Source organism: Stenotrophomonas sp. SMYL20, assembly GCF_036320045.1.
Lineage (GTDB): Bacteria > Pseudomonadota > Gammaproteobacteria > Xanthomonadales > Xanthomonadaceae > Stenotrophomonas > Stenotrophomonas maltophilia_A.
Window position 1 is genome coordinate 88,938 of record NZ_JAWIRT010000006.1, and the last position, 22,762, is coordinate 111,699.

Here is a 22,762-nt window from a genome sequence, read left to right on the forward strand (position 1 = left end):
ATCACCGCACAGGCATGACGGAAAAGGCCGCCCTCGGGCGGCCTTTTCCATCCACGCCGGGATACGGTAGATCCACGCCATGCGAGGATAGGGGCTTCAACGCCCCGGGGTACCGAAGTGCCCCAGCGGTGCACCGGCCAGCAGGTGCATGTGGATATGGAACACGGTCTGCCCGGCATCCTCGCGGCAGTTCATCACGATGCGGTAGCCGTCCTGAGCAAAGCCCTCGCGGCGCGCGTACTCGGCGGCAGCCAGCGCCAGCTTGCCGATCAGGTGCGCCTGCGACGGCTGCAGGTCATCCAGGGTCGGAATGATCTCGTTCTTCGGAATGAACAGCACGTGCACCGGCGCCTGCGGTGCGATGTCCTTGAAGCCCAGCACCTCGTCATCCTCGTAGACGATGGTGGCCGGGATCTCGCGACGGATGATCTTGCTGAAGAGGGTTTCGTTGCTCATGATCGGCCTCGGCGGGTATGTCGTCCGCATTGTAGGCCGCCCGCGCCCGGCCATGCCGGCCGTTGCTCAATCGCGGAATTCGCTGCGCGTCCCGAACGCGTGCGACAGCGTGCCACGATCGACGTATTCCAGTTCACCGCCCAGCGGCAGGCCCTGCGCCAGGCGGCTGGGCTGCACCTTGCGTGCGCGCGCCAGCTGCGCCAGGTAATGCGCGGTGGCCTCCCCCTCCACAGTGGCGCTGGTGGCGATGATCAGCTCCTGCACCTCGCCTTCGGCCAGCCGCCGCTCCAATTGCTCCAGGCCCAGCTCGCGCGGGCCGATGCCATCGAGCGGCGACAGCCGCCCCTGCAGCACGAAGTAGACACCGCGGAAACCTGTGGCGTTTTCGATGGCCAGGCGGTCGGCCGGCGATTCGACCACGCACAGCTGGCTGCGTTCGCGGCTGCTGTTGGCACAGGTCGGGCACAACTCGGTTTCGCTGAAGTCGCGACATTGCGAGCAGTGGCCAATGCGCTCCACCGCCAGCGCCAGGGTTTCGGCCAGGCGCTGGCCACCTTCGCGCTCGCGCTCGAGCAGGTGGTAGGCCATGCGCTGCGCCGTCTTCTGGCCCACGCCAGGCAGCACCCGCAGTGCGTCGATCAATTGTTCAAGCAGGGGTGCGGACACGGCGGCAGGCTTTCATTGCGTCGAGCAGGCTCGACGGCTGTTTGTAGAGTCGAGCCATGCTCGACTGAAGGTTGGAACAGTCGAGCAAGCTCGACTCTACGGGATCCGTGGCACCCGGTTACACGGGTGCCACGCTGAAAATCAGAACGGCAGCTTCATGCCCGGCGGCAGCTGCATGCCGGCGGTGGCCGAACCCATCTTCGACTTCGACTCGGCATCGATCTTGTTCGAGGCATCGTTGAAGGCGGCGGCGATCAGGTCTTCCAGCATCTCCGGGTCGCTGGCCAGCGACGGGTCGATGCGCACCTTGCGGCATTCCTTGGCGCCGGTCAGAGTCACGCTGACCATGCCGCCACCGGCGCTGCCGGTCACTTCGATCTTGGCGATTTCTTCCTGGGCCTTCTGCAGGTTTTCCTGCATCTTCTGGGCCTGCTGCATCAGTTGGGCGATGTTGCCGCGCATAGTGTCTTACTCGTCAAAAGAACGGATGGAATCGGAAACAACCCGGGCGCCGTGCTGTTGGATCAGCACCTGCACTTCCGGATCGTCCATGAAAACAGCCTCTGCCACCTGCTGCCGCTCGCCACGCTGGCGATCGGCACGCTGGTGCAGGGTCTCGGCCGGAACGTGTTCGGTTTCCACGGTCTCGACCACGATCTTCGGCGCCTGGCCGAGGGCCTTCTCCAGCATCTCGCCCAGGGCGGCCAGCGCGCGCTCCGAGCGCAGATATTCAAATCCGGGCGAAAGACCCAGTTTCAAGGTCCCGTGCTGGCAACTGATGAAGGCGGCGTTGGCGGCCAACTGCCGCGACGGGCCGCTCAGGCCACTGTTGGCGACCAGATCCAGCCAATCCTCGGCGCTGGCCAGATCGCTGACACCTTCCTGCGGCACGGCATCACGTGCCGGGGCCGGCTCAGCCGGCGCGATGGCAATGCCTTCAGTGCGGAACGGGCGCTCGGGCGGCGCAGGCTCGCTGGGAGCCGCGACGGGAGCTGGCGGTTCATGCCAGGGCGCCACCATGGCGGCGTCCGGCCCAGCCATCTCGGCCGCCAGCGCCTCGTCACGCGCCTCGGCTTCGTCGGTGGCCCACGGCGGCAGGTCGTCGCCCGCTTCGGCTTCAACGGATGCCGGTGCCGCTGCTTCGGCCTTCACCGGCGGCGGTGACACGGGCTCTTCCACCGGAACCGGCTCGGGCTCCGGGGTCGGGTCCGGTTCGGGTCGTGGGGCCGGCTCAGGTTCGGGTTCAGGTTCGCGCGGCGCGGCCTGCGCCGGAGCGGCCACCTGCGCTACTACGGCCGGGCTTGCCGAAGTGGCGGCAGCAACCGGTGTCGCTTCATGGGTACCCGTACCGCTGCCACCACCGGCAGCATTGCCACCCGGCGCATTGCCTGCACCGTCCACCGACTTCGGCACCGGCGGGACCGCCGCGGCCGGGCGGAACGCCAGCATGCGCAGCACAGCCATTTCAAAGCCCGCGCGCGGGCTAGGCGCCAGCGGCAGGTCACGACGGCCGTTCAAGGCCATCTGATACCAGAGCTGCACCACTTCCGGACGCAGGCGTTCGGCGAACACCGTCGCATCCAGGCCTTCGGCAGCCGCTGCGGCACCCGGTACCAGCTGCTGCACCTGGATGCGATGCAGGCCTTCGGCCAGCGCTTCCAGTACGCCGCTCCAGTCCGGCGAGAACTCCGCCAGCGCAGCCACCACCTGCAACAGGCGCGGACCATCGCCTTCGGCCAGCGCATCGAGCATCGCTGCCACCTGGGTGCGGTCGACCGTGCCCAGCATGGTGCGCACCACGTCCTCGCGCAGCGCGCCGCCGGCGTAGGCGATCGCCTGGTCCAGCAGCGACAGGCCGTCACGCAGGCTGCCGTCGGCGGCCTTGGCCAGCTGCACGATCGCGCTGCCGTCGGCCTCGATTTCCTCAGCCGCCAGGATGCGGGTCATCTGGCCCTGGATCTGATCCTCGTCCAGGCGCTTGAGGTTGAACTGCAGGCAGCGGCTGAGCACGGTGACCGGCAGCTTCTGCGGGTCGGTGGTGGCCAGCAGGAACTTCACGTGCTCCGGCGGCTCTTCCAGCGTCTTCAGCAGCGCGTTGAACGCCGCCTTGGACAGCATGTGCACTTCGTCGATCAGGTAGACCTTGTACTTGCCACGCGAGGGCATGTACTGCGCGTTCTCGATCACCTCGCGCACGTCATCCACACCGGTGTTGGACGCGGCGTCGATTTCCAGCAGGTCGATGTAGCGGCCGGCGTCGATGTCCAGGCAGGCCGCACACTGGCCGCATGGGTCTGCGCTGGTGCCCTGCTCGCAGTTCAGCGACTTGGCGAAGATGCGCGCGATGGTGGTCTTGCCCACGCCGCGGGTACCGGTGAACAGGAACGCATGGTGGACCCGGCCGCTGTCCAGCGCGTTGCTGAGCGCACGGACCACGTGTTCCTGGCCCACCAGCTCGGCAAAACGCTTCGGACGCCACTTGCGGGCAAGGACGAGATAGGACATCAGGCCACCGTTTTCCATCGGATGTTCCATTGTGCCATGCCTGTCCAGCCCCCTCGCCTCCGGCACGTCCTTCGCAGGTTCCTGACCGGGGTGCTTGTGAAGTGCCGCGCGGCCCGCTAGAATCTGCGCCCCTGCTGAGGCGTTTGCCGATGGCAGGGATCCGGAGAGGTGTCCGAGTGGTTGAAGGAGCACGCCTGGAAAGTGTGTAAGCGTCTAAACCGCGCTTCGGGGGTTCGAATCCCCCTCTCTCCGCCAGACAAACGCAAAAGGGCCGCCCACAGGGTGGCCCTTTTGCGTTTGTCTGGCGGATGGGATGGGTGGTGAGAAGCCACGCCGGGGTTCGACGGTTCTGCAGGAGCAGAACCGGACCGCCGCAGGCGGGTCCCGAGGCGCAACGCGCATCGGGATCGGGTGCATGGATGCACACGACAATCCCCCTCTCTCCGCCAGATAACTGAAAAAGGCTGCCCCCAGGGGCGGCCTTTTTCAGTTATCTGGCGCGGGACGCGAAGTGCGCTGCGCGCGCTTCGCCCCAAACGTTGCTGTGCAACCATTGGGCCCCTCCCTTCGCCTGCCTCTCCCCGCCCCTGTCGGGGCAGCCCCTCAACAGAGGGACTTGTTCCTCCAGATCCATCAGTAGATCCACGCCACGCGTGGATGCTTTTGATCGCCTTACGCACGCTCGTTGGCACTCCAAAACAAAGCTGAACGAAACCTGAAAATTCGCTATCGTAGACGCCTTCATCCGACGCCTGGCCCATTGCCCATGAGTTCGACCGACAGCGCTCACGCCGACTGCGAGAACTGCAACACCGCCCTGCAGGGCCACTACTGCCATCGCTGCGGGCAATCGGCGCACAACCCGCTCAAGCACGTGGGCCATGCCATCGAAGAAGTGTTCGAATCCTTCTGGCACCTGGACGGGCGCATCTTCCGCACGCTGCGCGATCTTTGGGTTCCCGGCCGCATCACGCAGAACTACCTCAAGGGCCGCCGGGTCGGATACGTGCAGCCTTTGCGGCTGTTCGTCATCCTCACCCTGTTTACGTTCTTCATCGGCAAACTGTTCGTGCACGTCGACGACATCCGCATGGGCGGAGGCAATTCGCTGTATGCCAAGTCCATCACCGTTGAACAGGTCGAGGCCGCACGCGCGAAACAGCTGACGATGATCGATCAACAGCAGGCCAGCTCACCTGCTACCGGCAACGCCGGCTTCGCCATGGCCAGAGCGGCGGTGAATGCGGCAGCCGCACAGCGCAAAGGCGAGCTCACCGGCACCAGCAAGGAGGTCGCCACGACCGAGCCCGGCACCTTCTTCAACCACACCGTCAACGGCAAACCGTGGGACGCTGACACCAACCCCATCGTGGTGGCAGGCTGGCCCCGGTTCGCCAACAACTGGCTCAACAAGCGCCTGCACAACGGCAACGCCAACATCCAGCGCATGGGGGGCAAGACCGATCTGTACATGCAGGCGATCCTGACCGCATTGCCCGGTGCCCTGTTCTTCCTGATGCCGGTGTTCGCGCTGGTACTGCGCATCGCCTACGTGCCACGGCAGATGGGGTATCTGGAACATCTGGTGGTGGCGCTGTACAGCCACTGCTGGCTGATGATGGTGCTGCTGGCAACCTTCCTCATCGCCGGCATCAGCAGCGCGCTCGCATCCCCCGCCTTCGCCGCCGCCAGCCAATGGCTGTATGCCCTGCTGTGGCTGGCGGTCCCGGTCTATCTGCTGTGGATGCAGCAACGCGTGTATGGCGGCAACAAGGCGCTGACCGTGTTGCGCTACCTTGCCATCGGCGGCGTCTACCTGTTCCTGGTGAGCTTCGTGGTGATGTATGCGGTGCTGGCGGGAATCTCGGCCTGAGGGATACACGCACGGCATCCGGCCCATGAATCCACGTGTAGCGTGGATCTACTGACGATCGTCTATCGTGGGCCCATGAACCTCCGCCTCTACCGACCCGCAGATGCCAGCGCCTGCCTGTCGATTTTCGACAGCAACGTGCCCACCTACTTCGCGCCCGAAGAGCGCAGCGACCTTGAACGCTTCCTGCGTGAGCAGGCCATGGACTGCGCCTTCCAGGTGATCGAGCGCGACCACCGCATCGTGGCCTGTGGCGGCCTGTCGCGACGCGGTGATGGCAGTGCCGGTTTCTGCTGGGGCATGGTGCAGCACGCGCTGCACCGGCATGGATTGGGACGCGAACTGGCGCTGGCGCGCCTGCGCCAGGCCGAAGCGGATCCCTCGATCAATCGCGTCACGCTCAGCACCAGCCAGCACACCCAGGGCTTCTACGCCGGCCTGGGCTTCCAGGTGATACGTGTGGTGCCCGATGGCCACGGCGCCGGGATCGACGCTGTGGAAATGGAGCGGGAGCTCTAGCGCTCCCGCCCCGGTCCCATCCACGCCCGCCGTGGTTCTACCGCTGGCCCGCTCCCCTCAGAAGCCCACGCGCAGGTTGATCTGCCCGCCGACATCGCGGCGACCGTCGCCGTGCTGGCCCTGCACGAACATCGACAGCTGGCTGTTGCGGCCGAGCCCAACCGCCACGCCCAGCTGGCTGACCAGCGCGTTGCGTGCCATCACCGCGCTGTACACATCGAACGCATTGCCGCCGACCGCGAAGCGGTTGCGGCTGGCCACGTCGGTGTCACCCGAAGCATGCTGCCAGCCGAGGCCGACCGTCAGCTGTGCAGGGAAGCGCTCGCCGCTGCCCACGTCCCAGCGGCCCCGCACGCCCACGGTGCTGACATTGAGCGTGTCCTTGCCGCCTTCCAGCTCCAGCGCAGCAGTGCCGCCCTGCTCCACCGCGCGATCACTGTCGACCCAGTGCTTGGTGAACTGCACATACGGCTGCAGCTGGGTCCTGCCGTGGGTCCAGGTCCAGCTGCCTTCCACCTGGGCGATGGTCACATCCGAGTCCTGGCGGCTGTACAGGGTCTGGCCCAGCAGCGGCACCTCACGTGTGGTGCGCGTGCGGTAGTCGCCGCGCGACACGCTGCCACCGACCGCAAAGCCGTTGTTCCACTGGCCCTGCGCATACAGGCCGAAGGTGTTGCCACGCAGGCGGGCGCGCGAGCTGCGATCGTACAGGCGCGTATCCAGCCGTTCGTTGCCGGCCGCTGCACCCAGCACCACGTGCTCGCCCAGCTGCCAGTCCACGCCGGCCATCAGCGCATTGCGGTTGGAGCGGATGTCGTCGCCGTTGCCATCACCATCCTGCCTGAACACCTTGCCGCTGCCGGCCAGCCAGGCCGAGGCACGCTCACCGCGCACGGTCGGCAGCTCACTGCCCAGGCGCTGGCGGATACCCTCTTCCAGGTAATTGTCGTACAACAGCACCGCACGGCTGGCCGCATGCACTTCACCGGACAGCTGGTCGAAGGCCGCGCGCGCGGTACCCGCGTCATACATCAGCAGCGTGTTGTACAGGCCCAGTGCCGGACCACTCTGCGGCAGGCTGTCCAGCGCTGCGGCGGTGTTGTACTGGTTGCGCGTCTTCGCCGCCGTGGTGAAGGCTGCGGTCTGCGCCACATCGATCTGCAGATTGGCCGTGTTCGCCGTGTAGACCGGGGTGATGGTCAGGAAGGCCGACGGCGTCTTCGCCGAAGCGAACTGCCCGCTCACGCCACCGCCCGCATTGACCACGGTGTACTGCTGGCCCTGCTGGTAGCTGGTGCTCGGCGAGATGGTATTCACCTGCACGCTGCTGCCACCCACGTTGGCACTGCCACCCACCTGCACCGTGTCGCTGCCGGTGGCACCCAGATCGATGCCCAGCGTGCTGCCCGGCGACAAGGTCAGGTTGCCACCCACCGTGATCGTGCCGGTGCCATTGCCCGCACCGCTGCCATTGCCTGGGCCATTACCCGGCGACAGCACGCCGCCACTGGATACCGTCACGCCACCACCGGTACCCCCGATGGTGCCGGTGCCGGACAGCGTGGTACCGCTGCCGATGGTCCACTGGCCGCCGATGTTGCCGGTGACATTCAGGCCACCGCCGGTGACCTGGCCGGTACCGCTGAAACCACCGCTGTTGCCGCCAAGGTTCAGCCCCCCCGGACCGGCCTGCACGATGCTGCCGCCACCGCTGATGCTGCCGCCCAGCGTGGTGCTGCCACCGGTGTTGATGATCAGCCCACCGTTGTTGGTGATGTTGCCGGTGATCGAGCCACTGGCGCCGCCATTGCCAACCTGCACGGTGCCACCGGCGTTGATGGTGGTGCCGCCGGTGTAGGTGTTGTTGCCGGTCAGGGTGATGGTGCCAGCGCCGGCCTGGGTCAGGCCACCGCTGCCGCTGATGGTGCCGCCAACGGTGGTATTGCCACCGACGTTGAACACCAGGCTGCCGTTGTTGCTGACGTTGCCGGCAATCGATCCGCTCGCGCCGCCGTTCCCGACCTGCAGCGTGCCGCCGGTGTTGATGGTGGTGCCGCCGCTATAGGTGTTGTTGCCGCCCAGGATCAGCGTGCCGCTGCCGGCCTGGGTCAGGCCACCGCTGCCGCTGATGGCGCCGCCGACGGTGGTGTTGCCACCCACGTTGAAGATCAGGCTGCCGTTGTTGGTGACGCTGCCGCCAATCGCACCGGTCGCGCCGCCATTGCCCACCTGCAGGGTGCCACCGGCAGTGATGGTGGTCGGGCCGGAGTAGGTGTTGTCGCCGGTCACGGTCAGTGTGCCGCTGCCGGCCTGGGTCAGGCCACCGCTGCCGCTGATGGTGCCGCCCAGCGTGGTGTTGCCCGCGACGTTGGACACAAGCGTGCCGTTGTTGGTGATGTCGCCGACGATCGAGCCGGTCGCACCACCATTGCCCAGCTGCAGCGTGCCGCCGGCATTGATGGTGGTACCGCCGGTGTAGGTGTTGGTGCCGGTCAGCACCAGCGAGCCACTGCCCGCCTGGGTCAGGCCACCCGTACCACTGATGGTGCCGCCCAGCAGGGTGTTGCCCGCGACGTTGGAGATCAGCGAACCATTGTTGGTGATGTCGCCAGCGATCGAACCGGTCGCTCCACCATTGCCCACCTGCAGCGTGCCACCGGTATTGATGATGGTGCCGCCGGTGTAGGTGTTGTTGCCGACCAGGGTCAGTACGCCGGCACCGGCCTGGGTCAGGCCACCGCTGCCACTGATCGCGCCGCCAACCGTAGTGTTGCCCGCCACGTCGAACACCAGGCTGCCGTTGTTGGCGACGTTGCCGGTGATCGCACCGGTCGCACCGCCATTGCCGACCTGCAGCGTGCCACCGGCATTGATGGTGGTGCCGCCGGTATAGGTGTTGTTGCCGGTCAGCACCAGCGTGCCAGCGCCGGCCTGGGTCAGGCCACCACTGCCGCTGATGGTGCCGCCCAGCGTGGTGTTGCCCGCCACGTTGGACACCAGCGCGCCGTTGTTGGTGATGTCGCCGACGATCGCGCCGGTCGCACCACCGTTGCCCACCTGCAACGTGCCGCCGGCATTGATGGTGGTACCGCCGGTATAGGTGTTGTTGCCGGTCAGCACCAGCGTGCCGCTGCCGGCCTGGGTCAGGCCACCGCTACCGCTGACCACACCGCCCACGGTTGCGGTGCTGCCCAGGTTGTAGACCAGGCTGCCGTTGTTGGTGATGTCGCCCAGCACCGAACCGGAGCTGCCACCGTTGCCGAGCTGCAGCGTGCTGCCACCGTTGATGGTGGTGCCACCGGTATAGACGTTGTCGCCGCTCAGGGTCAGCGTGCCGGTGCCGCTCTGCACCAGGCCACCGGTGCCACTGAGCACACCGCCGAAGGTGGTGCTGCCGTTGTTGCCGCCGGTGGTCAGGGTCGCACCGCCCAGCACCACGCTGGATCCGGTTACGCCGGCCAGGCCTCCGATGCTCTGGTTGCCACCGGCACTGATGTCCAGCGTACCGGCACCGGTCAGATTGACCGTGCTCGCACCCGACAGGGTGCCACCGGCCGCCACCGCCAGCGTGCCGCTGTTGATGGTGGTGTTACCGGTGTAGGTGCTGGCACCGCCGAGGGTGACCGTTGCTGCGCCATCCTTGAGCAGGCCGCCAGCGCCGCTGATCGGGCCGTTCAAGGTCAGCGCGTTGCTGCCGGCAAGGGTCAGCGTGCCACTGGCCAGCTGCACGGTATTGGCCAGCGTCAGCGCGCTGGTGCCGTCCAGGCTGGCATTGCCGCCCACGGTCAGCGTGCCGGTTCCCAGTGCATTGTTGTTACCCAAGGCAAGGCCACCGGCGTTGAGTGCCACGCCACCGCTGAAGGTATTGCTGCCGGTCAGGCCCTGGATGCCTGCACCATTCTTCACCAGGCCACCGGTACCGGTAATGTCACCAGCGAAGGTCGTGTTTCCTACGCCATTGAGGGTCAGCGTGCTGCCGCCGAGCGCGACCGTACTGCCGGTAACACCCGCCAGTGATCCGATGCTCTGCGCGCCACCGGCAGAAATATCGAACGCTGTTCCGGCGTTGGCCAGTGTCACCGCGCCATTCGCTGCCAAGCTTCCTCCGGCGCCAATCGCCAGCGTGCCCGCATTGATGGTGGTGCCACCAGTGAAGGTATTGGCACCGGTCAGGGTCTGGGTGCCGGTGCCTTCCTTGATCAGCCCACCGGTACCCCCCACCGAACCACTGAACGTGCCATTGACGGGACCACCAATGGTCAAGGTGTTGCCGCCCAGGTTCACCGTGCCGTTGCCGATCAGGGTACCGAACTGCTGCGTGCCGCTGCCCGCCGACAGATCGAAGGTCGCACCACTGGCCAGGTTGACGATGCCACTGGCATTCAAGCTCGCGCCGGCGCCCAATGCCAACGTACCGGCATTGATGAAGGTGCCACCGGTATAGGTATTGGCACCGTTCAAGGTCAGCGTTGCTGCGCCCTCCTTGGTCAGCGCCCCGGTGCCACTCAGGTTGCCGTTGAGGGTGAGGTTGTTGCTGCCGAGCACGGTCAGCCCGGCATTGAGGACGAAGTTGTTGGCCAACGTCACCGCAGTGTTCGAATCGAGCGTACCGTTGCCACCCACCGTTACCGCCCCGGTGCCGAGAGCGGCATCGTTGCCGACCACCAGGCCGCCTGCATTGAGCGTTACACCGCCACTGAAGGTGCTGGCGCCGTTGAGGGTCTGCACGCCTGCGCCGTTCTTGACGAGGCCACCATTGCCGGTGATCGCACCGTTGAACGTGCTGTCTACCGTGCCGCCCAGGGTCAGCGCACTGCCCCCCAGCGCCACGGTGCTGCCGGCCACACCGGCAAGCGAACCGATGCTCTGGTTGCCCGCAGAGATATCGAGGGTACCGGTACCGGCCAGGTTCACCGCGCCGGTCGACGCCAGGCTGCCGCCGGCGCCGATCGCCAGCGTGCCGCTGTTGATGGTGGTGCCTCCGGTGTAGGTATTCGCACCGGTCAGGGTCACGGTGGCCGCACCGTTCTTGATCAGCCCACCGGTACCGGAAATCACACCGCCCAGTGTCAGCGCCTGGCTGCCGAGCAGGTCGAGGTTGGCGCCCGCTGCAAGCCCGATGTTGTTGGCCAGGTTGACGCCTGTCGATGCATCCAGCGTCGCGTTGCCGCCCACCGTCAGCGCACCGCTGCCGAGCGCGGCGTTGTTGCCGACCACCAGGCCGCCGCCATTGAGCGCCAGGCCGCCACTGAACAGGTTGGCGCCGCCCAGCGTGAGGATGCCGGTGCCGTTCTTGACCAGGCCACCGGTGCCGGAAATCGCGCCGTCGAACACGCTGTTGCCGTTGCCGCCGAGGATCAGCGACTGCGCGCCCAGAGTGACCGTGGAGCCAGTCACCCCGGCCAACGAACCAATGGTCTGGCTGGCACCGGACGTCGAGATGTCGAAGCCGGTTCCCGCTGCGGTAAGTGTCACTGCACCGGTGGCCGCCAGGCTGCCGCCCGGACCGATCGCCAGTGTGCCGGCATTGATGAAGGTTCCGCCGGTGTAGGTGTTGGCACCGGTCAACGTCTCGATGCCCGCACCGACCTTGGTCAGGCCACCCGTACCTGCGATAGAGCCACTGAAGGTGCCATTGGTCGCCCCGCCGACTTCGATCGAATTGGCGCCCAGGTTGACCGTACCGTTGCCGACCAGGGTGCCGAACACCTGCGTGCCACTGCCGGCCGACAGATCCAGCGTCGCGCCGGTGGCGAGGTTCACGGTACCGCTCGCCGCCAGGCTGGCACCGGCACCCAGCGCCAGTGTGCCGGCGTTGATGTTGGTACCACCGGTATAGGAGTTGATACCGTTCAAGGTCAGCGTTGCGCCACCATCCTTGGTCAGGCTGCCGGTACCGGAAATCACCCCGTTGAGCGTCAGCGCATTGGTGCCCAGTACGGTCAGGCCTGCGTTGAGCGCGATGTTGTTGGTCAGTGCTGCCAGGCCGGTGGTGTCCAGCGTGGCGGCACCGCCGACGGTCAATGCACCCGTGCCCAGCGCCGCGTCATTGCCGAGCACCAGCCCGCCAGCGTTGAGCGTCACGCCGCCGCCAAACGTGTTGGCGCCGGACAGCGTCTGCACGCCCGCGCCCACCTTGACCAGACCGCCACCACCACTGATCACGCCGTCGAAGGCGGCATTGCCGGCCGTGCCGAAGGTCAACGAATTACCGCCCAGCGCCAGCGTGCTTCCGCCCGCACCGTTGAGCGCGCCGATGGTCTGGCTGCTGCCGGCACCGGAGATATCGAAGCCAGCGCCTGCGCCCAGCGTGACATCACCCGCCACGGCAAGGCTGCCACCTGTTCCCAGTGCCAGCGTACCGGCGTTGATGGTGGTACCGCCGGTATAGGTGTTGGCACCGGACAGCGTCAGCGTGGTGGCACCGTTCTTGATCAGGCTGCCGTTGCCATCGATCACACCCGACAGCGTCAGCGCATTGCTGCCCGGCAATGTCAGTGCAACACCCGAGCCCAGCGTGACCGCATTGCCGAGCGTCACTGCAGCACCCGCATCCAGCGTGGTGCTGGCATTCACCGCCAGCGTGCCGGAACCGAGTGCGCCGTTCGCGCCGACCACCAGGCCACCACCGTTCAAGGTCAGGCCGCCACCGAAGGTATTGGTGTTGTTGAGCGCCAGCAGGCCTGCACCGTTCTTGATCATGCTGCCGCTGCCGGCCACCACGCCTGCAAGGGTGAGATCGCTGCTGCCGCCCAGCGTCAGCTGCGTACCCCCACCGAAGTTCACGGCGTTGGCCAGATTCAGTGCCGTCGTTCCGTCCAGGCTGACGTTGCCGCCGATGCCCAGCGTGCCCGTGCCCAGCGCCCCCGAATTCCCGAGGATCAGGCCACCTGCATCAAGCGCGACACCGCCACTGAAGGTATTGGCACCGGACAGCGTCTGCACGCCAGCACCGACCTTGATCAGCCCACCGCTGCCATCGATGACACCGGCAAAGCTGCCATTGCTGGCGCCACCGAAAGTAAGGGTCTGCGTGCCCAATGCCACATGGCTGCCTGCCACGCCGTTCAACGCGCCAATGGTCTGCCCGGCACCCGCTGCGGAGATGTCCAGCGTCGCGCCGGCACCGGCGAGGTCCACCGCACCGATGGCGGCAAGACTGCCACCCGCGCCGAGTGCCAGCGTACCTGCGTTGACCGTGGCGCCACCGAGGAAGGTATTGGCACCGGACAAGGTCAGCGTCGAGGCGCCGTCCTTGATCAGGCCACCGGCACCACTCACCACACCGCTCAGAGTGAGATTGCTGCTGCCCGACAGGGTCAGCGTATTGGCGCCCAGGTTCACTGCATTGACCAGCGAAACCGGGGCGCTCGCATCCAGAGAAACATTGCCGCCGATGTTCAGTGCACCGGTACCCAACGCACCGTTGGCGCCGACCGACAGACCGCCCGCATTCAGCGCCAGACCACCACTGAAGGTGTTGCTGTTGTTCAACGACAGCACGCCAGTGCCGGTCTTGATCAGGCCACCGGTGCCGGTGATCAGTCCGCCCAGAGCAACATTCTCATTGCTGGTCAGGCTCAGCTGCGCACCGGCATCGAGATCGATGGCATTGCCCAGGTTCAATGCCACCGTACTGCCCAGGGTCGCGTTCGCGCCCACGGCAAGCAGCCCGGTTCCCAGTGCGCCAGCGTTGCCCAGCATCAGGCCACCGCCGTTAAGCGTCAGCCCACCGGCGAAGTTGTTGGCGCCGTTGAGCGTGAGCGTGCTGGCGCCGTTCTTGACCAGGCCACCGGCTCCGGAAACCACCCCGCCAAGCGTGATCGCCTGCGAACCCGGCAGCGACAGCGCAGCCCCACTACCCAGAGTGACATTGTTGACCAGGTTCAACGCCGTGCTGCCATCGAGCGATGCATTGCCACCCACGCTCAATGCGCCCGTCCCGAGTGCACCGCTGTTGCCCAGCAGCAGGCTGCCGGCATTGAGGTTCAGGCCGCCGCTGAATGCATTGGTACCGTTCAAGGTCAGCAGCGAGGCACCGTTCTTGGTCAGGCTGCCGGTGCCGGTGATGTTGCCGCCCAGGGTGAGGTTCTGGCTGCCCGGCAGGGTCAGCACCGCGCCAAGGTTGATGGCATTGCCCAGATTCATTGCTGCGGTTGCGTCGAGCAAGCCATTGCCGCTGACCGTCAATGCGCCGGTACCGAGTGCACTGCCGTTGCCCAGCAACAGGCCACCGGCCGCCAGGTTCAGGCCACCACTGAAGGTATTGGCGCCGTTGAGCGTCTGCGTGCCCGTTCCCTGCTTGACCAGGCCACCGGTACCGCCGATCACGCCGCCGAATGTCTGGTTGGTGGCATCACCGAAGGTGAGCGTGCTGCCGCCCAGCGAGAGGATGCTGCCTGCCGCACCGGACAGCGCACCGATGGTCTGGTTGCCGCCGAGCGAGATGTCCAGTTCGGCGCCGACCCCCGCCAGGCTCACCGCCCCGGTGGCCGCCAGACTGCCGCCACTGGCCAGTGCCACCTTTCCTGCGTTCACGTTCAGACCGCCGGTGAATGCGTTGGCCCCACCCAGCGTGAGCGTGGAGGCGCCGTTCTTGACCAGGCTGCCGGTACCACCGATCACGCCGCCCAGCGTCAGCGCGTTGGAGCCCAGCACGTTGAGCGAACCACCCACCCCCAGGTTGATGCCGTTGCCCACGGTCAGTGCCGAGCTGGCATCAAGCGTCACCGCGCCACCGACATTCAATGCGCCGGTTCCCAGCGCACCGCCGTTGCCGAGCACCAGTCCTCCAGCCGTGAGCGACAGCCCTCCACCAAACGTGTTGGCGTTGTTGAGGGTCAAGGTGGCCGCGCCGTTCTTGACCAGGCTGCCGGAGCCACCGATCACGCCGTTGAAGGTCAATGCCTGGTTCCCGGACAGATTGAGGATGCTGCCCGCGCCCAGATTGACCGCGTTGGCGAGAGCGAGCGCCCCGGTGCCATCGAGAGACACGTTGCCGCCAACACTAAGTGTTCCAGTACCCAGCGCGCCTGCATTGCCCAGCAGCAGGCCACCGCCGTTGAGCGTGACGCCACCTGTGAAGGTATTGGCGCCCGACAGGGTCTGGGTACCCGTACCGACCTTGACCAGCGCGCCGCCGACACCGCCGATGACGCCGGAGAAGCTGGTGCTGGTGTTCAAGCCACCCAACGTGAGGCTGCGCGCGCCAAGGTTGAGCGCACCGGATCCGGCGAGTGAGCCGATGGTCTGGCTGGCCGCAACCGAGAGATCGAGGTTGGTACCTGCGCTCAGCGAGATCGCACTTGTCGGCGACAGGCTGCCACCGGCGCCCAATGCCAGCGCACCACCGGTGACCGCGAAGGAGCCCGTAAGCAGGTTGGCACCATTCAAGGTGAGGGTACCCGGACCCGCCTTGACCAGGTCGCCAGCGCCGGAGATCGAACCATTCAGGCCCAGCGCGTTGCTGCCCAGCAGGTTGAGCGTGCCGCCACCGTTGATGACGAGGTTGTTGCCCAGATTGAAGTTGGCCGAGGTATCCAGCGAAGCGTTGCCACCGACGGTCAGACTGCCGCTGCCGAGCGCACCGGCATTGCCGAGCACCAAGCCGCCGGCATTGAGGTTGACGCCACCGCTGAACAGGTTCGCACCGCCCAGGGTGACGATGCCGGTGTTGTTGACCGTCAGCCCACCGGTACCGGATAGCACGCCACTCAAACCGAAGCCTTGGGCACCGCCCAGGTTCAACCCGCCATTGAGGGTGAAATTGTTGCCCAGCGACAGGCCTGCACCACTGGCCGCGATCGAGCCGCCAGTGACGGTAAACAGGCCGGAACCGAATGCGGCGTTGTTGTTGAAGTTCACCACGCCGCCACCGAGGGTGATCGCGCCCGTGCCCAACCACGGCCCCTGCAGGTTCCAGGTGCCGCTGTTGACGGTGAGCTTCTGGAAGCCGATGTAGTTGGTCCAGCCGATGCTCGACGCAGGCCCGTTGTTACTGGCGTTGTCCTGCAGCACCAGGGTGTTGTTGGCGGCACCGGTGCCGATGCCTGCATCAACCGTGCCCGCCGCTGCGACCTTGACCCCGGTTACGCCGGCGAGCAGGCCTGCAGGTGCGCTACCGCCACCGGTAACCACGGTGGACCCTGCCACGGCAGTGAAAGTATTGCCGCCGGTGGAATCACCCAGATGCACACTGCCCGAGATCGTGCCCGAATTGGTGAACGTATTGCCTGTCGAAGCACCCAGGCCGACACGACCGGTGATGCTGCCACGGTTGGTCACGTTGGCCTGTGCTCCGCCATAGGTCACCACCGACGTCGCATCCGCAAGCTGCCCTATCCCCAGCAGCGACATTCCAATCGAACCATCATTGACCAGCGTGGTGGTCCCACCTGCGGCATTCTGCGCGGTGACCGCCTGGCCGCCGAAACCCAGCAAAGTGCCGATGTTGAAGATGCCCTTGATCTGGCCGCCAGTCTGGTTGTTGACCGTGATCGCGCTGCCACCGGCGGTGTTGTTGCCGACCACCAGGCCGGCCGCGGCCAGGCTGAGACCACCGGTCAGGAACGGATCGATCGTGCCGGCGTTGTTGACCGTGGTGTTGCTGCCGCTCAACGTCACCGCATTGCCGCCCAACAGCAGAGGCACGCTGAACACCGCGCCATTGGCGATGTTCAACGTCAGGCCGCTGGTCGGGTTGACGTAGTTGTTGATGTTGGTGGAGCTGTCGCAGTTGACGGTCGTGGTGCCAGTGCACGCCGCGAATACCGAACCACTGGCCAGCGTGGCAGCCAATGCCACCGCCAACTGGTGCGCCCTCAATCGCGGCACCCGCCCTGCGCAGACCGCGCTTCCCCCGGGATTCTGGGCGACCTCCGAAGCAACCTGCATTACGCCGAGGGCACGATTGAAAACCAGACGGTAAATGCGGTTCATCGGTAAATCTCCATGAAAAGACCGGATGGCACTGCAGGCAGGTTTTTTGAAGACAATGCGGCCCACCCCGGCTCCCGACACGGGAACAAGGCCTGGCTTCATTAACTTCTGAAAATCTTCACATCTTCACGCGACCGCACCTGGAAAAGGCAGGTCAACGTGTCCGTCAAGGCGAAAACTCCCCGATTTCGCATGACGAATGGCGGCACTGTGCGGCCGATGGCGCCAGCGGCATGTGAATCACGCTCGTTATTTTCATGACGCACGTCAAATAAAACGGGCGGACAAAATGGTTTTGCCGAAAATGCATATACCTGCAGCAGGCGGAGATTCCTTTCTCCGCCCAACTAAATGCATTCAGCTGCTCGAGAGTTTCATCAGCACCAGGCCGGAAACGATCAGCACCGCCGCACCGATCCGCATCGGGCTGACCTGCTCACCGAGGAAGACGATGCCGACCACGAACGCACCGACCGCGCCGATGCCGGTCCAGATCGTGTAGGCGGTGCCCAGCGGCAGGCTGCGCATGGCCACCGCCAGCAGCCAGAAGCTGGCGATCATGCCGATGATGGTGACCACGGTAGGGGTGAGCTTGGTGAAGCCTTCGGACTGCTTCATGGACACGGCCCAGACGATTTCCAGCAGGCCGGCGAACAACAGATAGATCCAGGCCATGACAGCCCTCCTCTTGGTAGGGCCAGGCCGTCCTGGTCATTGATTCCCGATGCGGGGGAGGTCGTTCCTCCTGGCCGGCATTCTAGCAACGCCGGTCGGCGCGGGGCGTTGCCGGCAGACGCGGGTTACAGCCGATTCAGTGCACGAAGCTGGCGTCGATGTACCTGCCTGCGCTATAGTTGCCGTCTGCCATCGGCCAGCCGATGTGCAGTCCGGCTGTGGTCTCCGGCGCATCGCGCGCTGCTTCCCCTGATCCGTGAACCGGCCGCCCACTGGGCGGCCAACGTCTCTATGGTGGCCCCGTCGGCCCCTCGCGACGCTAGGTCGAAAATCCCGCCAGGGCCGGAAGGCAGCAACGGTATCGATCGACGCGGGCGCCGAGGTCAGCCGGCGGGGCCATCGCCTTTTCGGGCGTGGCCCCACTTCTGGTAGCTGCCAATCTTGGTTGGCGCTTTTCGCCGGGCATGGCCCGGCGCTACCGCGCCTCAGGCGTGCCCTGGTGAAACACCACCCTCCATTCCTGCGCATGCCGTCGCCACAGCGAACTGCGCAACACCCAGCCCTGGGCCTGGCCATCAACGTGATAGCGGCTGCGGTAGCGCACCTGGGCCAGATCCTCGGCCAACAGCCACACCGCGTACTGTTCCGATTCGATCAGCACCTGAGCGCGCTCCAGCGGGATCTCCTGCAACGCCGCATCACGGCCGTAGCATCGCCCGGAACTGCCGATCTCGCTGAAATCCTCGTCCAGAAGTGCCGCCAGTTGCTCGCGATCGGCCCGCACCTGCGGCGCATGCAGCGCGCGTTCCAGCGCCTCCAGCTCGGCAGCCAGCGCCGCGTCGGCGGGCTGGCCAGCACCGCTCACGGCGGATCCTGCACCAGCACGTGCGCTGCAGTGGGGTTGGCCAGCGGCACGCACTGCCCCGGCTGCGCCACACGGTGCCCCCGCGCGGCCAGCGCCTGGCCGTCGGCCGCGCTCGCATAGTGGTAGAGCATCATCCGCGCCTGCAGTTCGGCGCTGTACTCGCGCTCCAGGTCGTCCACGCCAGTGTGCGACGGGTTGCCGTGCAGGCCGCAGTCGTGCGCGATCAGTTCATTGTCGTTGGCGAAGCGGGCCAGCATCTCCGGAATCGGCCGGGTATCGCCGCTCCAGGTCAGCGCGCCCTGCAGGCGCAGGCCATAGGCCGTCTCCGGCCAGTGGTGGCGCACCGGGAACACTTCCAGGCGCACGCCCTCGTGCCAGAACGCCTCGCCCACCACGACCAGCTGGAACGCATCCCAGAAGTTGGCACCGCCCTCGGCCAGCACATTCGGATAATCACCGATGCGCTTGTGCAGCAGCGGCACCACCGTGGCGGGCACGTACAGGCGCACCTTGCCGCGCCGGTGCGCATTGAAGAAGGTGTCCACGAACAGGCGCTCGAAGCCGGCCACGTGGTCCAGGTGCACATGGGTGACGAACAGCGCCTGCGGCATGTGCCCGTAGTGCGCCTTGAACGCGGTCAGGCCTTCGCCGCCACAGTCGATGGTCAGCCACGGCCGACCGTCCCGTTCGATCACCGACATCGGCGACCCCAGCTCGACCGCCGACGCATTGCCGACGCCGAGGAAACGCAACGACCAGTCCATCAGGTGCCCCGGTTCCAGGCCATGTCATAGGCGCGGCGCAGCCGCGCGTAATCCTTCTGCACGTCTTCCATGCTGCGCTCGCCGCGCAGCTTGATCAGCGAGCGCAGCAGGCGCTTGAGATTGCGTTCGCGCCAGGCGGTCGCCGGGATGCGGATCACCCCGCGGTCGAAGTCGATCAACCAGCCGTGGCCGTTGCCGTCGAACAGGATGTTGTGCGCATTGAGGTCGGCATGGTCCAGGCCGGCACGATGGAAGCGGGCGATCAGCCGCCCGGTCTCCTCCCACGGTGCGCCCCGGCCCGCGACCAGCGCGCGGTCGGCCAGCGAACGGACACCCTCGATCCGCTCCATCAGGATCGCAGCCCGGTAGCGCAGGCCCTCGCGCATGTAGAACGCCGCCAGTGGCCGGGGCACCGGCAGCTTTTTCTCGCGCAGCGCGCGCATCAGCCGGAATTCGGCGAAGCTGCGCGTCCGGTCCGCGCCGCGCCAGAGGTACTGGTCATGGCTGATCTTCGCCGCCAGGCCACCGCGCAGGTAGTGGCGCAGCACGCTGGCGCCGAACGGCGCATCGACGAACCAGGCGCTGCCACGACCGCCCTCGCCTACCGGCCGAGCCCTGCTGCCCCAGTGCTGGGGCGAGAACAGGCCGATCTCGGCTTGCCGCAGCCGCTCGCGGTCGAACAGAATGGCCCCGATGCCGCGACCCTCGCGGCATGGCGTCAGCGCTTCATTGGCGTCGAATGCGACCATTTCATTGAGTCTAACAACACATGGCATCAGCGTCCTCCTCCTTGTGCCTCCTGCGCCTGTCCGCACTTGGCGATGTCACCCACGTGGTGCCCCTGGTGCGCACCCTGCAGGCTGCGCGCCCGGATACGCCGATCCACTGGATCATCGACAAGGCCGGCCACAAGCTGCTCGACGGCCTGCCCGGTGTCACCTTCCATGCCTACGACAAGAAGAGCGGCATGGCCGGGGTCAAGGAACTGCGCAGGCAGCTGCCGCCGGGGCGCTTCGAAGCGCTGTTGCAGATGCAGGTGGCGTTCCGCGCCAACCTGCTGTCGGCCTTCATTCCCGCAGAGCGTCGCATCGGCTATGACCGCAGCCGCTCGAAGGACCTGCATGGTCTCTTCATCAACGAACGCATCCCCGACCGCCCCGGCATCCATGTGCTGGATGCCATCGGCAGTTTCTGTGAACCCCTTGGCCTGCGCCAGACCGAGGTCAGCTGGGACCTGGCGGTGCCACAGTCCGCGTATGAGTGGGCTGCCGCGCAATGGCAGGACGATGGCCGCCCGGTGTTGATGATCTCACCCTGTTCCAGCCACGTGCGCCGCAACTGGTATGCAGACCGCTACGCCGCCGTGGCCAACCACGCCGCACAGCGCGGTTGGCAGGTGGTGCTGTGCGGAGGCCGCAGCGAACTGGAGCGCAGCATGGCCGATGCCATCCAGGCGCAGCTGCACACACCGGCGCTTGACCTGGTCGGCAAGGACACCTTGAAGCAGCTGCCGGCGCTGCTGGCCCGCGCCAATCTGGTGATGACCCCGGACTCGGGCCCGATGCACATCGCCAACGCGATGGGCGCCAAGGTACTGGGCCTGCATGCGGCCAGCAACCCGAACCGCAGCGGTCCCTATTCCGACCGCCGCTACTGCGTGGACCGCTACGACGATGCCGCGCGCAAGTACCTGGCCAAGCAGGCCGCCGATCTGAAGTGGGGCACCAAGATCGAGTTCGACGATGTGATGGAACTGATCACCGTGGAAGACGGTATCGCTGCGTTCGAACGCTACGTCGCCGACCACCTGGGGTGAGCGGCAGGCTGCCCCGGATTACGCGCGCTGCGCGTAATCCTGGTAGGACTTCTCTTCCACGTACGCCGAACCCAGCGCCAGGTTGATCGCCTTCTTGATGCGCGCGCGTTCGTCATTGCGCAGGTAGACGCTGCGCGCCAGATCGATGAAACCCTGGTCGAACGCCTGCGCCTTCTCTTTCAGGCGGATGTCGTCCTCGATGTCCCACAGCTGCTCGTTGACCGCCTTCAGCTCGGCACGCAGCTTGGCGATGTCCTTCACCGCCGCCGGGTGTGCCATCCAGGTCTGCTCCAGCGCCGACAGTTCTTTGCGCACATTGGCCAGCTTGCCCTCGTCACTGATGCGCTCGGACTTGATCTGCAGGATCGAGATCTTGTCCAGCAGCTCGCCGAAAGAAACGGGAACGAGGATTTCAGCGGTCATGGGGAAAGCTCCAACAGGTGATGCAGGCAGTTTAACCCGCAGCTCGCGATGGAATGGGTAGATCCACGCCATGCGTGGATGAGCCTGCCAGCAGGAACAGCATCCACGCATGGCGTGGATCTACTGATGCATCTGCCCCGACAGGGGCGGGGAGAGGCCGGCAAAGGGAGGGGCCCACAGGTTGCGCAGCAACGTGTGGGGCGACGCGCAGAGCGCGGCGCGTCCCGCGCCAGATTAAAGAAAAAGGGCTGCCTTTCGGCAGCCCTTTTTCTTTAATCTGGCGGAGAGGGGGGGATTCGAACCCCCGAGGCGCTATAAACGCCTGCCTGATTTCGAGTCAGGTACATTCAACCACTCTGCCACCTCTCCGGGTGGTCCCCGGCGGACCGGGGACGCGCATCATACGAGGAAGTGAGGCCGACGACAAGTCATTCCGGCCAACGAAGTGAAAATTTCCTGAGCACACGCCTTGCCGGATGCGCGCAGCCACCCGATGATGCCTGTCTCCCCAGCAACACCCCGCCCCAGCGCCCATGATCGAATTCGGACACCTCACCCACCCCGGCATGCGCCGCGAGCTCAACGAGGACACCTACTACGGTGACAGTGAGCTGGCCCTGTGGCTGGTGGCCGACGGCATGGGCGGGCACGCCTGCGGTGAAGTGGCCAGCGCGCTGGCGCGCGAGACCATCGTGCGCGAGATCCGCCGCGGCGCACCGCTGGCGCAGGCCATCCGCACCGCCGACGAAGAGATCATCCGCGCCTCGCGCCGGCGCAACGACACGTTGCCGATGGGCACTACCGTGGTCGCCGCACGGGTACAGGGCAACCGCTATGAAGTGGCGTGGGTCGGCGACAGCCGTGCCTACCTGTGGCGCGACGGACAGCTGGCCCAGCTCAGCCAGGACCACAGCGTGGTGCAGGAGCTGGTCGCGCAGGGCAACCTGACCGCCGAACAGGCGCGTGCGCATCCGCACCGCAACGTGGTCACCCAGGCGCTGGGCGTGACCGATCCGGCGCATCTGAACGTGGCCACCACCAGCGGCGAACTGCGCCCGGGCATGCAGCTGTTGCTGTGCAGTGACGGCCTGACCGAGGAAGTGGACGACCGCAGCATCGCGCGCACCCTCGCCTTCGAGGATGCCAGCGCACAGGAATGCGTGGACACGCTGGTCGCCGCCGCGCTCGATGGCGGCGGCCGCGACAACATCAGCGTGATCCTGGTGCGCTGCCACTAACCGGTAGATCCACGCCATGCGTGG

At 66.2% G+C, this 22,762-nt stretch carries 14 protein-coding genes, 2 tRNA genes and 1 other RNA gene; 6 read left to right on the forward strand and 11 right to left on the reverse strand.

Annotated elements, in window-relative coordinates:
- Nucleotides 1-96: 96 nt before the first annotated feature.
- The 4 genes from V3B48_RS06350 to dnaX all read right to left on the reverse strand — a co-directional run bounded on the left by V3B48_RS06350 (nucleotide 97) and on the right by dnaX (nucleotide 3,627).
- On the reverse strand, nucleotides 97-456 hold the full coding sequence (locus V3B48_RS06350) for a histidine triad nucleotide-binding protein (protein WP_014646179.1): 360 nt from the start codon (nucleotides 454-456) through the stop codon (nucleotides 97-99).
- A gap of 66 nt (nucleotides 457-522) precedes the next feature.
- A complete protein-coding gene (gene recR / locus V3B48_RS06355; protein ID WP_121504037.1) occupies nucleotides 523-1,122 on the reverse strand; it encodes a recombination mediator RecR in 600 nt (199 codons plus the stop codon).
- Nucleotides 1,123-1,263: 141 nt separating this feature from the next.
- Nucleotides 1,264-1,584: a YbaB/EbfC family nucleoid-associated protein gene (locus V3B48_RS06360; RefSeq protein WP_004154630.1), complete on the reverse strand. Its 321-nt coding sequence runs from the start codon at nucleotides 1,582-1,584 to the stop codon at nucleotides 1,264-1,266.
- Nucleotides 1,585-1,590: 6 nt separating this feature from the next.
- A complete protein-coding gene (gene dnaX, locus V3B48_RS06365; RefSeq protein WP_183080197.1) occupies nucleotides 1,591-3,627 on the reverse strand; it encodes a DNA polymerase III subunit gamma/tau in 2,037 nt (678 codons plus the stop codon).
- Nucleotides 3,628-3,789: 162 nt separating this feature from the next.
- Here dnaX and V3B48_RS06370 point away from each other — a divergent pair.
- From V3B48_RS06370 to V3B48_RS06380, 3 genes are all read left to right on the forward strand, one after another.
- Nucleotides 3,790-3,882 (forward strand) — tRNA-Ser (locus tag V3B48_RS06370).
- Between the two features lie 511 nt (nucleotides 3,883-4,393).
- Complete coding sequence (locus V3B48_RS06375) at nucleotides 4,394-5,500, forward strand: DUF3667 domain-containing protein (protein WP_049400639.1); 1,107 nt, start codon at nucleotides 4,394-4,396, stop codon at nucleotides 5,498-5,500.
- 75 nt (nucleotides 5,501-5,575) lie between these two features.
- A complete protein-coding gene (locus V3B48_RS06380; protein ID WP_329893391.1) occupies nucleotides 5,576-6,019 on the forward strand; it encodes a GNAT family N-acetyltransferase in 444 nt (147 codons plus the stop codon).
- Between the two features lie 57 nt (nucleotides 6,020-6,076).
- On the opposite strand, the gene V3B48_RS06385 is transcribed toward V3B48_RS06380, so the two are convergent.
- Nucleotides 6,077-16,957 (reverse strand): autotransporter-associated beta strand repeat-containing protein, encoded by a 10,881-nt coding sequence (locus tag V3B48_RS06385; protein ID WP_329893392.1) that lies wholly within the window; start codon nucleotides 16,955-16,957, stop codon nucleotides 6,077-6,079.
- Nucleotides 16,958-17,314: 357 nt separating this feature from the next.
- Nucleotides 17,315-17,632 (reverse strand): quaternary ammonium compound efflux SMR transporter SugE, encoded by a 318-nt coding sequence (gene sugE, locus V3B48_RS06390; protein WP_010483859.1) that lies wholly within the window; start codon nucleotides 17,630-17,632, stop codon nucleotides 17,315-17,317.
- A gap of 300 nt (nucleotides 17,633-17,932) precedes the next feature.
- On the opposite strand from sugE, the gene ffs reads away from it, so the two are divergent.
- Nucleotides 17,933-18,029: signal recognition particle sRNA small type (gene ffs, locus V3B48_RS06395), an RNA gene on the forward strand.
- A 78-nt stretch (nucleotides 18,030-18,107) separates the two neighbouring features.
- Here ffs and V3B48_RS06400 read toward each other — a convergent pair.
- From V3B48_RS06400 to V3B48_RS06410, 3 genes are read right to left on the reverse strand one after another with little or no spacing between them, the layout of a single operon-like run.
- Nucleotides 18,108-18,497: a nuclear transport factor 2 family protein gene (locus V3B48_RS06400; protein WP_180838460.1), complete on the reverse strand. Its 390-nt coding sequence runs from the start codon at nucleotides 18,495-18,497 to the stop codon at nucleotides 18,108-18,110.
- The gene (locus tag V3B48_RS06405) at nucleotides 18,494-19,261 is read right to left on the reverse strand and encodes an MBL fold metallo-hydrolase (protein ID WP_121504042.1); all 768 of its coding nucleotides are present in this window, start codon (nucleotides 19,259-19,261) and stop codon (nucleotides 18,494-18,496) included. Before V3B48_RS06405 ends, V3B48_RS06400 begins: the two co-directional genes overlap by 4 nt.
- Nucleotides 19,261-20,010 carry a 3-deoxy-D-manno-octulosonic acid kinase gene (locus tag V3B48_RS06410; RefSeq protein WP_049400634.1) on the reverse strand — a complete coding sequence of 250 codons (750 nt, stop codon included), beginning with the start codon at nucleotides 20,008-20,010 and terminating at the stop codon, nucleotides 19,261-19,263. The genes V3B48_RS06405 and V3B48_RS06410 overlap by 1 nt, the downstream gene beginning before the upstream one ends.
- A 20-nt stretch (nucleotides 20,011-20,030) precedes the next feature.
- Between V3B48_RS06410 and V3B48_RS06415 the strand changes: the two genes are divergently transcribed.
- Nucleotides 20,031-21,077 (forward strand): glycosyltransferase family 9 protein, encoded by a 1,047-nt coding sequence (locus V3B48_RS06415; RefSeq protein ID WP_049434295.1) that lies wholly within the window; start codon nucleotides 20,031-20,033, stop codon nucleotides 21,075-21,077.
- A gap of 18 nt (nucleotides 21,078-21,095) precedes the next feature.
- Here the strand turns inward: V3B48_RS06415 and V3B48_RS06420 are convergent, their stop codons facing one another.
- Both V3B48_RS06420 and V3B48_RS06425 read right to left on the reverse strand, forming a co-directional pair.
- Nucleotides 21,096-21,500: a DUF6165 family protein gene (locus V3B48_RS06420; protein WP_046982834.1), complete on the reverse strand. Its 405-nt coding sequence runs from the start codon at nucleotides 21,498-21,500 to the stop codon at nucleotides 21,096-21,098.
- Between the two features lie 278 nt (nucleotides 21,501-21,778).
- A tRNA-Ser gene (locus V3B48_RS06425) sits at nucleotides 21,779-21,869 on the reverse strand.
- A gap of 164 nt (nucleotides 21,870-22,033) precedes the next feature.
- On the opposite strand from V3B48_RS06425, the gene V3B48_RS06430 reads away from it, so the two are divergent.
- A complete protein-coding gene (locus V3B48_RS06430) occupies nucleotides 22,034-22,738 on the forward strand; it encodes a PP2C family serine/threonine-protein phosphatase (RefSeq protein WP_032129328.1) in 705 nt (234 codons plus the stop codon).
- Nucleotides 22,739-22,762: the final 24 nt, after the last annotated feature.